The organism is Chryseobacterium bernardetii (assembly GCF_003815975.1).
In the GTDB taxonomy this organism is placed as follows: Bacteria; Bacteroidota; Bacteroidia; order Flavobacteriales; family Weeksellaceae; genus Chryseobacterium; species Chryseobacterium bernardetii.
Genome location: NZ_CP033932.1, coordinates 3,824,521 through 3,840,235 on the forward strand (window position 1 = coordinate 3,824,521; position 15,715 = coordinate 3,840,235).

The 15,715-nt window shown below is 37.1% G+C and carries 18 protein-coding genes; all 18 read left to right on the forward strand.

The window, feature by feature from the left end; all coding sequences use genetic code 11:
- The first annotated feature begins 135 nt into the window (after window positions 1-135).
- The 18 genes from EG339_RS17360 (at window position 136) to EG339_RS17435 (ending at window position 15,711) form a co-directional block, all read left to right on the forward strand.
- Entirely contained in the window at window positions 136-708 is a 573-nt protein-coding gene (locus tag EG339_RS17360; protein WP_123871203.1) for a C40 family peptidase, read from the forward strand.
- Window positions 709-716: 8 nt separating this feature from the next.
- The gene (locus EG339_RS24320; protein ID WP_164466454.1) at window positions 717-884 is read left to right on the forward strand and encodes a hypothetical protein; all 168 of its coding nucleotides are present in this window, start codon (window positions 717-719) and stop codon (window positions 882-884) included.
- 228 nt (window positions 885-1,112) lie between these two features.
- On the forward strand, window positions 1,113-1,721 hold the full coding sequence (locus EG339_RS17365; RefSeq protein WP_123871204.1) for a methyltransferase family protein: 609 nt from the start codon (window positions 1,113-1,115) through the stop codon (window positions 1,719-1,721).
- 83 nt (window positions 1,722-1,804) lie between these two features.
- Window positions 1,805-2,617 carry a 2,3,4,5-tetrahydropyridine-2,6-dicarboxylate N-succinyltransferase gene (locus EG339_RS17370; protein WP_027375095.1) on the forward strand — a complete coding sequence of 271 codons (813 nt, stop codon included), beginning with the start codon at window positions 1,805-1,807 and terminating at the stop codon, window positions 2,615-2,617.
- 30 nt (window positions 2,618-2,647) lie between these two features.
- Entirely contained in the window at window positions 2,648-3,817 is a 1,170-nt protein-coding gene (locus tag EG339_RS17375) for a glycosyltransferase family 87 protein (protein WP_123871205.1), read from the forward strand.
- A 3-nt stretch (window positions 3,818-3,820) separates the two neighbouring features.
- Window positions 3,821-4,750: a glycosyltransferase family 2 protein gene (locus EG339_RS17380; protein ID WP_123871206.1), complete on the forward strand. Its 930-nt coding sequence runs from the start codon at window positions 3,821-3,823 to the stop codon at window positions 4,748-4,750.
- Entirely contained in the window at window positions 4,751-5,527 is a 777-nt protein-coding gene (locus EG339_RS17385; RefSeq protein ID WP_123871207.1) for a polysaccharide deacetylase family protein, read from the forward strand.
- Window positions 5,524-6,621: a glycosyltransferase family 4 protein gene (locus tag EG339_RS17390; RefSeq protein ID WP_123871208.1), complete on the forward strand. Its 1,098-nt coding sequence runs from the start codon at window positions 5,524-5,526 to the stop codon at window positions 6,619-6,621. The genes EG339_RS17385 and EG339_RS17390 overlap by 4 nt, the downstream gene beginning before the upstream one ends.
- Window positions 6,622-6,869: 248 nt before the next feature.
- Window positions 6,870-7,727 (forward strand): ATP phosphoribosyltransferase, encoded by an 858-nt coding sequence (hisG, locus tag EG339_RS17395; RefSeq protein ID WP_123871209.1) that lies wholly within the window; start codon window positions 6,870-6,872, stop codon window positions 7,725-7,727.
- 174 nt (window positions 7,728-7,901) lie between these two features.
- Window positions 7,902-9,179, forward strand: a complete 1,278-nt coding sequence (gene hisD / locus EG339_RS17400; RefSeq protein ID WP_123871210.1) for a histidinol dehydrogenase — start codon at window positions 7,902-7,904, stop codon at window positions 9,177-9,179.
- A 1-nt stretch (window position 9,180) separates the two neighbouring features.
- Window positions 9,181-10,206 (forward strand): histidinol-phosphate transaminase, encoded by a 1,026-nt coding sequence (hisC, locus tag EG339_RS17405; protein ID WP_123871211.1) that lies wholly within the window; start codon window positions 9,181-9,183, stop codon window positions 10,204-10,206.
- Window positions 10,207-10,208: 2 nt separating this feature from the next.
- Window positions 10,209-11,303, forward strand: a complete 1,095-nt coding sequence (gene hisB / locus EG339_RS17410) for a bifunctional histidinol-phosphatase/imidazoleglycerol-phosphate dehydratase HisB (RefSeq protein WP_123871212.1) — start codon at window positions 10,209-10,211, stop codon at window positions 11,301-11,303.
- 1 nt (window position 11,304) lies between these two features.
- Window positions 11,305-11,886, forward strand: coding sequence for an imidazole glycerol phosphate synthase subunit HisH (hisH, locus tag EG339_RS17415; protein WP_123871213.1), 582 nt, complete (start codon window positions 11,305-11,307; stop codon window positions 11,884-11,886).
- Window positions 11,886-12,608 (forward strand): 1-(5-phosphoribosyl)-5-[(5-phosphoribosylamino)methylideneamino]imidazole-4-carboxamide isomerase, encoded by a 723-nt coding sequence (gene hisA / locus EG339_RS17420; protein ID WP_123872714.1) that lies wholly within the window; start codon window positions 11,886-11,888, stop codon window positions 12,606-12,608. Before hisH ends, hisA begins: the two co-directional genes overlap by 1 nt.
- Window positions 12,601-13,353, forward strand: a complete 753-nt coding sequence (gene hisF, locus EG339_RS17425) for an imidazole glycerol phosphate synthase subunit HisF (RefSeq protein ID WP_123871214.1) — start codon at window positions 12,601-12,603, stop codon at window positions 13,351-13,353. Before hisA ends, hisF begins: the two co-directional genes overlap by 8 nt.
- Window positions 13,350-13,937, forward strand: coding sequence for a bifunctional phosphoribosyl-AMP cyclohydrolase/phosphoribosyl-ATP diphosphatase HisIE (hisIE, locus tag EG339_RS17430; protein ID WP_123871215.1), 588 nt, complete (start codon window positions 13,350-13,352; stop codon window positions 13,935-13,937). The genes hisF and hisIE overlap by 4 nt, the downstream gene beginning before the upstream one ends.
- Window positions 13,938-14,170: 233 nt before the next feature.
- Window positions 14,171-14,470, forward strand: coding sequence for a hypothetical protein (locus EG339_RS24545; protein WP_228459641.1), 300 nt, complete (start codon window positions 14,171-14,173; stop codon window positions 14,468-14,470).
- Between the two features lie 140 nt (window positions 14,471-14,610).
- The gene (locus EG339_RS17435) at window positions 14,611-15,711 is read left to right on the forward strand and encodes a T9SS type A sorting domain-containing protein (protein ID WP_228459642.1); all 1,101 of its coding nucleotides are present in this window, start codon (window positions 14,611-14,613) and stop codon (window positions 15,709-15,711) included.
- Window positions 15,712-15,715 lie beyond the last annotated feature (4 nt).

Consider the following 15,715-nt stretch of genomic DNA (forward strand, 5'->3'; position numbering starts at 1 on the left):
AAATATAGTAATAAATAATGGAAATCAAATTTTTAACATATATTTATCATATAGTTGTAGTATAGTTATATCATAATTAAAATATAAAGTGTATATTTGTATATCAATCGTTAATCAAGTAAAAATCAGACGTATATGGGATCAGGGTTATTTGAAAAAAAATTGAGTATAAAGCAGCTTTCCTTATTATTGATTGCATCTGCTTTTGTAGTGTCCTGCGGGTCTTCAAAAAATGTTTCTTCCAATAAGAAATCAGGATCCAAAACAGTAGCCAAATCTGAAAACCTAAGAAAACTGGATTCTAAGTTTGATGGAAATGTATCAAGATCTATCAACGATATTTTAAAGGATGCAGAAAAATATCTGGGTACTCCTTACCGTTTTGGTGGAAATACCTCATCAGGTTTCGACTGTTCCGGATTTACTGTAAAGGTTTTTGAAGAAAATTCGTTTAATCTTCCAAGAAGATCTTCCGATCAGGCTGAAACAGGAAAGAATATTGATATCAGAGACGTGAAACCTGGTGACCTGTTATTTTTTGCCACAGCTGGAGGAAGCAGAGTTTCCCATGTCGGAATTGTTCATGATATTGGCCCGGATGGTGAAGTGAAATTTATCCATGCTTCTACTTCAAAAGGAGTGATTATTTCATCCCTGAACGAAAAATATTGGAACAAAGCTTATCTCCATGCCCAAAGGGTTTTATAACAATTTGAATGGAGAACAGGACATTTGCTTTTATTAAAACAGACAAAAAGCTGGTAAAACTTTTCTTTAAAGATATCAGTATCATCAGAGGTTTTGGGAACTATGTAGAGGTATATATAGAAAACAGACATATTGAACGAACAATGGAATTTGTTATTAGTGATAAAAGCATATAAACAAACGTCATTATTGTTCCTGAATCTATCTATTAGTTACCATTAATATTTCAAATATAAATTCATTAGAAGCTGGTTTAGCCCGTTTATATGCCATTGGCTTTAGAGCCAAAAACTTAATAAATAATTATCTGCCAAAATCTACAAGAATAAATGTCGGTATGAAAAGAAGGTTTGCAATAGTATTGCAGCGTAAAACTTCCCAAATTTGCCATAAATAATTTAACCATGTCAGATTTTATCAGATTTTTTATCCCCATTTATTTTGTTCTGTTTTTCGCCGTTTCCTTTCTTGGCATTAGTATAGCAGTTGCCAATAAAATTGGTAAGAACCCAAATGTTCTGCCAAAAGACGGTTCTGCCTATGCACTGGTGGGTTGGTACTTCAAAATTATTTTAGCTGTTTTGTTTATATATACAATATTGCCTTTAGTGTTTCCAACTGTAGGAGAGGATTTAAAAATACATCTTTTCGATCGGAATTTCTTTCGTTATACTGGAATCGGCTTAATGCTTATTGCCTTTATCTGGGTAGTCATTGCGCAGATTCAAATGAAAACTTCATGGCGGATAGGTATAGATAATCACATGAAAACAGAACTTGTCACTACAGGATTATTCCAATATTCAAGAAATCCGGTGTTTTTAGGAATGACTTTGAGCCTTATAGGTTTTTTCTTTACTTTTCCTACTGTGATTGCTTTCTTTTTGCTGATAACAGGAAATATTTTGATGCAGATTCAGATACGCCTTGAAGAAGAACATTTACTGAGACAGCACGGCTCCGTTTATTTTGCTTATAAAAAGAGGGTTGCACGTATGCTGAACCTTTATTAAAAGCATAAACTTAAAAACTGTTTTGCTGAACTTTTTTGTATCTTTGACGGGTATAATTTTTCAAACTAATTTAAATAAGAAACATGTCGTTACAACAAACTATTGAAAACATTTGGGATAATAGAGATTTATTACAAAATGAAGACAGCCAGAAAGCGATCAGAGAGGTTATTTCTTTATTAGATTCCGGAGAACTTCGTGTAGCTGAGCCTACGGAAAACGGTTGGCAGGTAAATGAATGGGTGAAGAAAGCAGTAGTAATGTATTTCCCAATCCAAAAGATGGAAACTATTGAAGTAGGTCCATTTGAATTTCATGACAAGATTCCTTTAAAGAAAAATTATGCGGAAAAAGGAGTAAGAGTAGTTCCTCATGCTATCGCCAGAGAAGGTTCTTTCGTAGCTTCAGGAGTAATTATGATGCCATCTTACGTAAACATTGGGGCTTATGTAGATTCAGGAACAATGGTAGATACATGGGCAACAGTAGGAAGCTGTGCACAGATTGGTAAAAACGTTCACCTGAGTGGCGGTGTTGGTATCGGTGGTGTATTGGAACCATTACAGGCTGCTCCGGTAATTATTGAAGATGACTGCTTTATCGGTTCCAGATGTATCGTGGTAGAAGGGGTTCATGTAGAAAAAGAAGCTGTACTGGGAGCTAATGTTGTTCTAACGGCATCTACAAAAATTATAGACGTAACAGGAAGCGAGCCTATTGAAATTAAAGGAAGAGTTCCTGCACGTTCCGTAGTAATCCCTGGAAGCTATACAAAACAATATCCTGCAGGAGAATATCAGGTTCCTTGTGCACTGATCATCGGTCAGAGAAAAGAATCTACAGATAAAAAGACATCTCTTAATGATGCATTGAGAGATAATAATGTAGCTGTTTAAGATTAAGTTTTTAAACTAATACCACTTATTTTGAAAGAAAAATTTCTTAAAATACTATTAAACCCTAAATATATATTTGGGGTTTATATTATTGTAGCCATTGCTACCGCACTCTCTAAATTCTCCAGAGGGCCTCAGGCGATAAACAATTACCTGATTTTCAAGGGCGTTTTTTTCAACACTATTGATGAAAAAAATCTCTATTTACGATATCCTGAACTCTATTCAGACATGAACCATTATGGAGTTTTTTTCAGTTTACTGATTGCTCCTTTTGCAGTAATGCCGGATTGGATGGGAATTGCCCTATGGAATGTTGCCAATACAGCCGTTTTTCTGTATGCAATCCACAAGCTTCCGTTTTCCGATGCTAAAAAAGCTCTTTTTGCTTTGTTGTGCCTGCAGGAGTTCATTACGGCTGCAGTGAGTCTGCAGTTCAATGTAGCTTTGGTAGGGCTTTTAATGCTGTCAGCAGTATTCATTTACGAAAGAAAAGAAGTACAGTCTGCCACAGCCATTGTGGTGGGGATTTTTGTAAAGCTTTACGGAGTTGTAGGGTTATCGCAGTTCTTTTTCATCAAAAATAAGGGTAAATTTATTCTTTCAGGAATTGGTATTGCGATCCTGTGTTTAGTGATCCCAATGGCCTATTCCAGCCCTCAGTTTGTCATTCAGAGTTATTCAGACTGGGCTACATCCCTTATTTCAAAAAATAATGATAATCAGGTCTTGGGAAATATGCAGGATATATCGCTGATGGGATTTGTAAGAAGGATTTTAGGGGATGCATCTATCTCCAATCTTACCTTTTTAGCTTTTGGCGTTCCGTTATTTGCATTGCCTTATATCAGAATTAAGCAGTATAATAACTACGCGTTTCAATTAATGATTTTAGCTTCTACGTTGCTGTTTTTAGTACTGTTTAGTTCAGGATCAGAATCGCCAACGTATATTATTGCGGTGGCTGGTGTAATGATCTGGTTCACTCTTCAGAAAGAAAAAACACCGTTTATTATCGGTTTATTGGTATTCGTTATCATTTTAACCTGCTTTTCCCCATCGGATCTTTTCCCGAAATTCATTAAACAGAATTATATTATTAAATATTCTTTGAAAGCCGTACCTTGTATCGTAGTTTGGCTAAGGGTTATTTATGAGCTCATGACCAAAGATTTTGAAAAGGACTACACTTTAAATTAATCTATGAAGAAAATTTCTATTGTCATTCCTGCACATAACGAAGAAGGTAATGTTGCTTTAGTTCATGAAAAAATAAAAAAAGTTTTTTCAGGGCTGAAGAATTATGATTTTGAGATCATTTTTGTTAATGACGGAAGCAGAGATAATACACAACAGAAGTTGGAGGAGCTGTCGCAACAGTATGAAGAAGTAAAATTTATTGAGTTTTCCAGAAATTTCGGGCACCAGCCGGCAGTGAAAGCCGGAATGGATTATGCATATGGAAATGCCGTGATTTCAATGGATGGTGACCTTCAGCATCCACCGGAGCTTATCCCTGAAATGATCCAAAAATGGGAAGAAGGATATGATATTGTGTATACAGTAAGAACCTATCCTAAGCAGATTTCCTATTTTAAAAGGAAAACCTCAGATGTGTTCTATAAGCTTTTATCCAGCCTTTCCGATGTGAACCTTACCAAAGGTGGCGGTTCCGATTTCAGATTGATGGATGCCAACGCCGTAGAAGCAATGAGAAGCTTTAAGGAAGATGATCTGTTCCTGAGAGGCCTTACTAGCTGGATGGGTTATAAACAGATCGGAATCGATTTTACAGCAGGAGAAAGAATGGCAGGAGAAAGCAGCTATAACCTGAAAAAAATGCTCAAATTTGCATTTACAGGAATTACTGCCTTTAGTGTGAAACCGCTTTATTTAGCAGCTTATCTGGGTTTTTTATTCTCACTGCTTTCAGTGATCGGATACGTTGCCTATGTGATCCGCTCATTTGTTGTACATACTGAAATCTCAGGATGGGCATCATTAATTATGACCATTGTATTCTTTGGAGGTATTCAACTGATTATCCTGGGGATCATTGGTATTTATTTAGGTAAGATCTTTAAACAGGTTAAAGAAAGGCCTAACTATATTATTAAAAACAAAAATTTTTAAATGGTTTTATTAAGTTTTGATATCGAGGAGTTCGACATGCCTTTAGAATACAAAGGTGAGATCTCTTTTGATAAACAAATCTCTATATCTCAGCACGGGCTTGAAAATATTTTAAATATTCTGAAAAAACATGGCGCAAAAGCTACCTTTTTTTCTACTGTAGTCTTTGCTGAAAACAGTAAACATCTTATTGAAAGATTATTGAACGAAGGGCATGAACTGGCTTCCCACACCTGGTTTCACTCAGAGTTTGAAGATAAACATCTGAAAGAATCCAGAGAAAGGCTGGAGGAATTATTCTCTACAAAAGTTACAGGTTTAAGAATGCCGAGAATGATGCCGGTAGATGAAAAAGAAGTGGAAAAAGCAGGATATTCATACAATTCATCCATTAATCCTACATTTTTACCCGGAAGATATAATAACCTTAAAGTATCAAGAACTTACTTTAATGAGGGAAATGTAATGCAGGTTCCTGCCTCTGTATCCCCGAATTTCAGAATTCCTTTATTCTGGTTAAGTTTTCATAATTTCCCTTTAGCCATCTATAAAAAGCTGGCTGCTGATGTATTGAAAAAAGACAAGTATCTTAATATTTATTTCCATCCATGGGAGTTTGCATCCATTAAAGATGAAGCATTTAAGCTGCCTGGCTTTACGGTGAAAAACTCCGGAAAAGAAATGGTGGAAAGGTTTGATACCTTTGTAGGGTGGCTTAAAGAAAAAGGTCATACCTTTGGCACCTTTCAGGAATTTCAAAAACAGATACACACATGAAAATTGCTTTTGACGCAAAACGTTTTTTCCATAATACGTCCGGACTGGGCAATTATTCAAGAGATCTGGTAAGAATCCTGTCTCAATATGAGCCGGACAATGAATATCTGCTGCTCAACAAAAACAAATCCGAGCGCGGAAAAGATATTCTTGAACGTCCCAATGTGAAGTTTGTGGAAACCTCAAAAGGTAACCTTTCGCGTCAGCTTAAAATGGGAAAAGATGCCCAGAAACAAGGCGCTGATATTTTCCATGGCTTATCCGGTGAGCTGCCTTTGAAATGGGATCAGAAACCCATTAAAAAGATCGTAACCATCCATGATCTGATCTTTGTAAGGTATCCGCAGTATTATTCTTTTTTTGACCGTAAAATACACTTCTGGAAGTTTAAAAGAGCGGCACATATGGCAGATAAGATCATTGCTATTTCAGAACAGACCAAGAGAGATATTATTGAGTTCTTAAAAGTTCCGGAAAGTAAAATTGAAGTCATTTATCAGGGCTGTCATCAGGCCTTTAAAGAACAGCAGTCTCCGGAACAGATCCAGGCTGCCAGAGATAAGTTCAAGCTTCCGGAAAGGTTTATATTGAACGTTGGAACCATTGAAGACCGTAAAAATCTTCTGAATGTGGTAAAAGCCATCAAAGACACCGGCATTCCGTTGGTAGTGGTAGGAAGAAAGACTAAATATTATCAGAAAATAGAAAGTTTCCTGAAGAAAAATAAGATGGAAAAGCAGATACAGTTTCTGGAAGGAGTTTCTATGGATGAATTGGCTGTTATTTATAAACTGGCCGATATTTTCGTGTACCCAAGCTTCTTTGAAGGCTTCGGAATCCCCGTCATAGAAGCTCTTTTCTCGAAAACTGTGGTGGTAACAAGCAACACAAGCTGTCTGCCTGAAGCAGGCGGGAAAGACTCGGTGTATATTGATCCGAAAAATGATCTTGACATCAGAGCCAAGATAAAATTTTTATGGGAAAATGCATCCGAAAGAAAACGCCGTGAGGAAAAGGGTTTCGAGTTTGTTCAGAAGTTTAATGACGAGCCCATTGCAAAGAATCTGATGAATCTTTATCAAAAAATTATCTAAAAAAACTTTGCATTTTAAAAATAAATCCTACATTTGCATCATAATTCAATACAATGAAACCAATTTTTTTAGCATTACATCATTATCATCATCATCTCTGTTAGACGGAATTGATTGATATATGTTTGTGCTAAAATCAAAAATAATTAAAACCGTCTGAGTAAATAGGCGGTTTTTTTGTTTCCTGAATTCTCCTCAGAAATTTCAACAGATCAGTTTTTATTTACTCAGACTCCAAAAAAGACGAAATGAGTAAATTAAAAATTGCGATCCAGAAAAGTGGCCGTTTGTATGAAGAGTCCCTGCAGCTTCTCAAAGACTGCGGTATCTTTGTCAACAACGGAAAAGACCAGCTTAAAGTTTCCGTAGATAATTTCCCGATGGAAATTATGTATCTGCGGAATTCAGACATTCCCCAATACCTTGAAGACGGAGTGGTGGATGTGGCTATCGTAGGCGAAAATCTTTTAATTGAAAAACAAAAGAAAATCCAGATTGTAGAGAAACTGGGCTTTTCAAAATGCCGTGTATCCATCGCTGTTCCTAAAGAAATTGAGACAGACGATCTGAACTACTTTCAGGGAAGAAGAATTGCCACATCTTATCCAAACACCCTTAAAAATTTTTTAGAAGCGAAAGGAATCTCTTCAGATATCCATGTTATTTCCGGCTCTGTAGAAATTGCCCCTAATATAGGTTTGGCAGACGGTATCTGTGATATTGTAAGCTCCGGAAGCACTTTATTTAAAAACGGACTAAGAGAAACCGTGACTTTATTAAAATCCGAAGCGGTTCTGGCAAAAAATCTTCAGCTGTCATCAGAAAAAACAGCTATTCTGGATAAATTCCTTTTCAGAATTAAAGCCGTTTTAAAAGCAAAAAATTCAAAATATATCCTGATGAATGTTCCCAATGATAAAATCCAGAAAGTGGCAGATGTACTACCGGTGCTGAAAAGTCCAACGGTCATTCCATTGGCAGAGGAAGGCTGGAGCAGCATTCATTCTGTGATTGATGAAGAAAGATTCTGGGAAGTTATTGATGAACTGAAGGAAAACGGAGCGCAGGATATCCTCATTATTCCAATTGATAAAATGGTGATTTAAATAAACTGTGAAGAAAAGTAACGAACAGTAAAGTACAATTAAGATAAGTTAAGTTTAGAGACTGAGGGGTCATACCATTTAAAACACCTTTTGCTGTCTACTTAATAACTCTTAACCAAAGAACTTAATGGTTAAAAAATAATAGTTCAATTCTAGTAAAAAAGAATAATAAAGATGAAAATATATCAATATCCAACAAAAAACACGTGGAAAGAGCTGGTACAGCGACCTGTCTTGGAACGCGAAGAAATTTCCGGACTGATTGCAGAGATATTTGCTGAAGTGGAAAATAAAGGAGATAAAGCATTAATAGCATTCAATAAAAAGTTTGACCAGGCAGAGACAAAAAGCATTGCAGTTACCCATGAAGAAATCAATAATGCGGAAAAGGAGCTTAGCAATGATCTGAAACAGGCTATTCAGCAGGCCAAAGAAAATATTTTTAAGTTCCACACTTCACAAAGCCCTGAAATCCAGAAAATTGAAACAACAAAAGGAGTAGTTTGCTGGAGGGAAAACAGAGCAATAGAGAAAGTGGGAATTTATATTCCGGGAGGCACGGCCCCTTTATTTTCAACCGTATTGATGCTTGCTGTACCTGCTGATATCGCCGGATGTGAAGAAATTATTCTTTGTACACCACCAGACAAAAACGGAGCCGTTAATCCAGCCATTTTATATACGGCAAAACTTTGCGGGGTTTCAAAGATATTCAAGACAGGAGGCGCTCAGGCAATTGCTGCTATGACTTTAGGAACTGAAAGTGTTCCGCAGGTATATAAGATCTTTGGCCCGGGAAATCAGTTTGTAGTGGCAGCCAAAGAATATTCTCAACGGTATGGAGTTGCTATTGATATGCCGGCAGGACCAAGTGAGGTTCTGGTGATTGCTGATGAACAGGCCATTCCTGAATTCTGTGCTGCAGATTTGCTTTCACAGGCTGAACACGGAAGTGACAGTCAGGTAATTTTCCTGACAACAGACCTTAAAGTTTTTAATGAGACAATTATTGCAGTTGAACAGCAAATCAAAGACTTACCAAGAAACGGAATGGCAGGAAAGGCCCTTGAGAACAGCTGTTTTATTTTATTGAACAACCTTGAAGAAGCGGTTGAGTTCAGTAATTTATATGCTCCGGAACACCTTATTCTGGCAATGGATGATTTTGAAAAATACATTCCTCTGATTCAGAATGCAGGTTCAGTATTTTTAGGGAATTATTCCTGTGAAAGTGCCGGAGATTATGCCAGCGGAACCAATCACACCCTTCCCACCAATGCATATGCTAAGAATTACAGTGGCGTTTCTCTGGACAGTTTTGTAAAGAAAATCACCTTTCAGCATTTATCCAAAAACGGTCTTCAGAATTTAGGGAAAACAATAAAAATAATGGCAGAGGCAGAGGGGCTTCTTGCCCACAGAAATGCAGTATCAATAAGATTAAAACGATAATATGAACACAATCAGTATCAATACCTTAGTAAGAGAGAATATTTTAAAATTAAAACCTTATATAAGCTTCAGGGATCATAATGAATTTAGTGAACCTACCTATCTGGATGCTAATGAAAGCCCTTTTGGAGAATGGAACCGCTATCCGGATTCTACCCAGAAAAAGCTTAAAAACAGCCTGGCTGAGCTTAGAAAACTTTCTCCTTCACAAATAGCTATAGGAAACGGAAGTGATGAACTGATCGATTTGATTATTAAAATTTTCTGTGAGCCTAAAAAAGATGCCATCCTGATGATGAATCCTTCTTTCGCCATGTATGGTTTTTATGCTGCTATTAATGAAAACAAAGTTTTGCAACTTGATTTGGATGAAAATTTTGAGATTATAAAGGAAGATTTTCTACAAATAATTAAAGAAGAGCCTATAAAGGTTTTCTTTTTATGTTCCCCGAATAATCCAACCGGGAACAGCATTGAGGACATTGAATTCTACGTTCAGAACTTTAACGGAATTGTTGTGGTAGACGAAGCTTATATTGAATTCTCCGGAAAGAAATCAAGTCTGGAACTTTTGGCTCAGTATCCTAACCTGATCGTTCTGCAAACCTTTTCGAAAGCCTGGGGCATTGCTGGGGCAAGGGTAGGTGTTGCATACGCTTCTGATGAGATTATCCGGTTAATCAATACAGTGAAGGCACCTTACAATGTTAATGCATTAAGTCAGGAACTGGTTTTGAATGCCCTTGAAGATGAAAGCAGGTTAAAGGATAATGTGCGTGGTATTATCAAAGAACGAACTTGGTTACAGGACCAGTTTGAAGGTATTGAATGCATTGTGAAAGTATTTCCAACGGATGCTAATTTCTTTTTGATTAAGTTAAATGATAGTAACGGGGTATATGCAAAGATGTTGGAACAGGAAATTTTAACAAGCAGAAGGGATCCTGCTATTCCGGGATGCATCAGGATAAATGTAGGAACCCGCCGGGAAAATGAAAAATTAATTAATCTTTTAAAAAACATTTAGTGATGAAAAAAGTATTGTTTATCGATCGCGATGGTACCCTTATCATTGAACCTCCCACTGATTTTCAGGTAGATTCACTGGAAAAGCTTGAATTTTATCCCGGTGTTTTCCAAAACCTTTCAAAAATTGCCAATGAACTGGATTATGAGCTGGTAATGGTAACTAACCAGGATGGGTTGGGAACAGAAAGCTTTCCTTCTGAAGATTTTATTGTGCCTCATGAAAAAATGCTTAAGGCTTTTGAAAATGAAGGCATCATTTTCAGTGATATTTTGATAGATAAAAGCTTTGAAAGTGAAAATTTACCTACGAGAAAGCCTGGAACAGGGATGATGTCAAAATACATCTATGGTGATTATGATCTGGAAAGTTCCTATGTAATTGGTGATCGAGGTACGGATGTTCAACTTGCTAAGAATTTGGGTTCTAAGTCTATTTTCCTTAACCAAAGCTTTAATAAAGACGCAGACCTTACCACCACAAGCTGGAATGAGATTTACCAGTTCTTAAAATCCGGAATGAGGAAAGCCAGAGTCTACAGAAAGACCAATGAAACAGAAATAGAAATTGAAGTGAACATTGATGGAAAAGGCCAGTCTGAAATTTCAACCGGACTTCACTTTTTTGATCATATGCTGGATCAGATTGCCAGACACGGAAATATGGATCTTAAGATCAAAGTAAACGGAGACCTTCAGGTAGATGAACATCACACCGTTGAAGATACAGGAATTGTTCTGGGAGAAGCTATTTTAAAAGCATTGGGGAAGAAAAAAGGAATTGAAAGATATGGTTTTCTGCTTCCGATGGATGATTGTCTCTCACAGGTGGCCATTGATTTCGGTGGCAGATCCTGGCTGGTTTGGGATGCTGAATTCAAAAGAGAAAAAATAGGAGATGTTCCTACAGAAATGTTCTTCCATTTCTTTAAATCTTTTACAGATTCTTCAAAAACGAATTTAAATATTAAAGCAGAAGGTGAGAATGAGCACCACAAGATAGAATCCATCTTCAAAGCTTTTGCAAAAGCAGTGAAAATGGCAGTTAATCAATCGGATGCCAGCTATAATTTACCTTCAACCAAAGGAAGTTTATAATATGATTGCAATAATAAAATACAACGGAGGCAACGTAAGCTCCGTGCAGAATGCTTTAAACAGACTGAACATCAGCTCAGTTATTACAGATGATCCTGAACTTATCCTTAAAGCAGATAAAGTAATTTTTCCCGGTGTAGGTGAAGCATCTTCAACAATGAAACTCCTAAAGGAAAAAGAGTTGGATTTACTTATTCCTACATTGAAGCAGCCTGTATTGGGAATATGCCTGGGAATGCAGCTGATGTGTAAAGGAAATGAGGAAGGAGAAACGGAAGGAATGGGCATTTTTGATATCAGTGTTAAAAGATTTCCGCCGCTGGAACTTGTTCCTCATATGGGATGGAACACCTTTTCAGGCCACAAATCTTCATTGTTTTCCGGAATAGAAACTGAAAATGATGTGTATTTTGTTCACAGCTATTATTGTGAACTGTCTGAGTATACCACTTCGGTCTGTGATTATATTCTTCCGTTCAGTGCCTCACTGCAGAAAGATAATTTTTATGCGGTTCAGTTTCACCCGGAAAAATCGGGAAGTGTTGGCAGTCAGATATTAAGTAACTTTATAAACTTGTCATGATGAAGATTATTCCAGCTATTGATATTATTGATGGAAAATGTGTACGTTTATCCAAAGGAGATTACAGCACCAAAAAAATATACAATGAAGACCCTTTAGAAGTAGCCCGGGAGTTTGAAGACTTTGGCATTCAGTTTCTTCATCTGGTGGATCTTGATGGCGCAAAATCAAAACATATTGTAAACCAGAAAGTGCTTGAAAATATTGCAAAATCTACTTCATTACATATTGATTTTGGAGGAGGGTTAAAAACCTCAGAGGATATTGAGACGGCTTTTAATTCGGGTGCCAAGCAGATTACACTGGGAAGTATTGCAGTGCAGGATCCGGATTTTTGTTTCAAAATGATTGGAAAATATGGTCCGGAGAAAATTATTCTGGGAGCCGACTGTGAGAACAGAAAGATTAAAACTTCTGGCTGGCTGGAAGAAAGTGATAATGATATCATTGATTTTATTCTTGAATACCAGAACAAAGGAATACAAAGCACAATATGTACAGATATTTCAAAAGATGGAATGCTGGAAGGTCCTTCAACAGGTCTTTATATTGAAATTTTACATAAAACATCATTACATCTGGTAGCCAGTGGCGGTATTTCGGGTATTAATGATGTATATAAAATGAAAGAGATCGGATGTTCGGGAACCATTATAGGAAAGGCTATTTATGAAGGAAAAATAAGCCTGCAACAACTTCAAAATTTTATTGAGAATGCTTAAAAAAAGAATTATTCCATGCCTGGATATTAAGGACGGAAATACTGTAAAAGGAATCAATTTTGAGGATCTGAAAAATGCCGGAGATCCTGTAGAATTAGCAAAAAAATATGAACTGGAGGGCGCTGATGAGCTTGTCTTTCTCGATATAACAGCCACCATTGAAAACAGGAAAACCTTTGTAGAACTGGTACGGAAAATTGCTCAGGAATTGAGTATTCCATTTACTGTTGGTGGCGGTATCGCCTCTGTTGAAGATGTCAGAAAGCTATTGGAAGCAGGGGCTGATAAAATAAGCATCAATTCTTCTGCAGTAAAAGATCCGAAACTTATCTCCGAACTGTCCAGTGAATTCGGAAGTCAGTGTATTGTAGTGGCTATAGACACTAAAAAAGTGGGTTCAACCAATCTGGTTCATATCAAAGGGGGAAGAGAAGCCACAGAACTTGAAACATTGGAGTGGGCAAGAAGGGCAGAAGCCTTGGGTGCCGGTGAAATTCTTTTAACCTCTATGGATGGAGACGGTACTAAAAATGGGTTTGATCTTGGCATTACAAAACTGGTTTCAGAAAGAATAACAATTCCTGTTATTGCTTCCGGTGGTGCCGGGTCCACAGATGATTTTGTTAAAGTATTCAATGAAACCAAGGCTACAGGTGCTTTGGCAGCCAGTGTATTCCATTTTAACGAAATAAGAATTCAGGATTTAAAACAACAATTAAAAACTCAAAAAATAGAAGTACGATGAAAATAGATTTTAATAAAGACAAAGGGCTTGTTCCGGTAGTAATTCAGGATAACCGGACATTGCAGGTTCTGATGCTCGGCTATATGAATGAGGAAGCTTTTGAAAAGACCAAAAAAGAAAAAATAGTTACCTTTTTCAGCCGTTCCAAAAACAGGCTCTGGACAAAAGGAGAAGAGTCAGGTAACTTTTTAGCTGTAAAAAGTATTGATATAGACTGCGACCAGGATACCATACTGATTAAAGTTATTCCCACCCATGTAGTATGCCATACGGGAAGTTTCAGTTGCTTCGGGGAAAAGGATACCAAAGGCTTTTTATATGAGTTAGAGGAAAAAATATCTCAAAGAATTGACAGTAAGACAGAAGATTCTTATACCTATTCACTGTATCAGAGGGGAATTAATAAAATGGCTCAGAAAGTAGGAGAAGAGGCTGTAGAACTGGTTATTGAAGCTAAAGACAATAACGATTTGCTCTTTAAAAATGAAGCAGCTGATCTCTTATACCACCTACTCATTCTGTTAAAAGCAAAAGGATTTTCGCTGGAAGATATAGAAGAAGTTCTGCTGAGCAGAGACAAGTAAACCTTTGAAATTTTTTCAAAGGTTTTTTTATTTGAAAAATTAACACGCCAAGTTCTGTCGCAATGCTTCTGTAGATTTACATCATCAGTAAGAAATCACTTAAACGCGATGAAATTTCCTGATGTTTTAAAATATTTTATATTAAATCACATTAATATGACTTGTATAAATAAAAAAAAGCTAAATTTGGGCAGAATTTTAAAAGCTAATTACTCACTCAAAAAAACACGGGAATGAAAAAGATTTATCTTAGTGCATGTACTGTATGCACCATCCTTGGGCTCTCTGCCCAGGAAGTTCTGTGGCAGAAAGATATCAGATCCTCTACCCAGGATTTTCTAAGCCAGGTTACCACTACCATCGATCAGCAGTATCTTATTACGGGAAGCTCCATACAGAGCGATAAACTTCAGCAGGGAAGCAAACAGAACAACGGTTACGATTTCATCTGGTTAAGCTTAACCAGCAGGGAGAAGAAGTCTGGGAAAAATATTTCTCCGGGAACAATCACGATTATTTATCTTCTACGGTAAGCACCCAGGAGGGTGGATTTTTAATTTCCGGCACCTCATTTTCAGGGAAAGGTTTAGATAAAAAAGAGGATTCCAAAGGCGGTTCAGACATCTGGCTCATCAGAATCAATGAATTCGGGGATGAATTATGGCAGAAAACGTTGGGAACCTCCTCGGATGAAGAAGCCAGAGCAGTAATTCAAAGTACAGATTTAGGCTTTTTTGTAGCTGGCAACGTACAAAACTCTTCTAAAGGTTATGGTTCTAAAGATGTTTGGATTGTAAGACTTGACAAGGACGGAAAAGAATTATCCCAGCTGACTTTAGGCGGAAAAGGCTTAGATGAAGTAGAGAAAATGATTCCTACCCGTGATGGCGGAGCTTTATTAGGTATCTATTCCAGAAGCTCTGTAAGTAGTTCAAAGAAAACTGAAAACTTCGGTGAAGGTGATTACTGGATCGTTAAGCTGGATAAAAACGGAAAGGTAGAATGGGAAAAGAACTTTGGCGGTAAAGGAGACGACCATGTAAGAACACTGGCTTTAACAGCAAACGGCTATATCATTGGTGGCGAATCCAGGTCTGAAAGATCAGGGAATAAAACGGTAGGTATCCAGGAAGGAACAGACCTTTGGCTGATTGCCCTTAACGAAAGAGGCGATGAACATTGGCAGAAATCCTACAATTTCAAAAACCGTGATATCCTGATGGGAATGAGCGTGATTCATTCTTCGGACGATACATCTTCAAAAGGAATTTTACTAGGCGGCTATACCCAGGCAGAAGGCAGAATAGAAAAAGATGATGAGACTTTCTGGATGCTGTACATTGATGGCAACGGAAATGAACAGTGGAGAAAGTATGTGGCCGGAGAATCCAGGCAGAAAGAAGAAAGGCTTTCAGACTTGAAATTAAACAGGGACGGTTCTATTGTTTTAGCAGGAACCAGTGCCAAGGAACTGGGGAAAGAAAACTGGAAGATCGTAAAGCTTGGTGACAAACAGGTGAATGACCTGATTGAAAAATATGACATTAAGATCTATCCAAACCCTGTAATAGAGTATGCGTATGTGGAAATTGGCTTTGATTTCAAAGAAGCTGATATTATGCTTTATGATATGGGCGGAAGACAGCTTCAGAACTTTAAAACTAAGAACAAAGTGACTAAGTTGAGTACCCAGGCTTTAATACAGGGCGCTTATTTAGTGACCATAAAAACGGATAATAATAAAACAGCGAATGCAAAGCTGATTAAGAAATAAATAC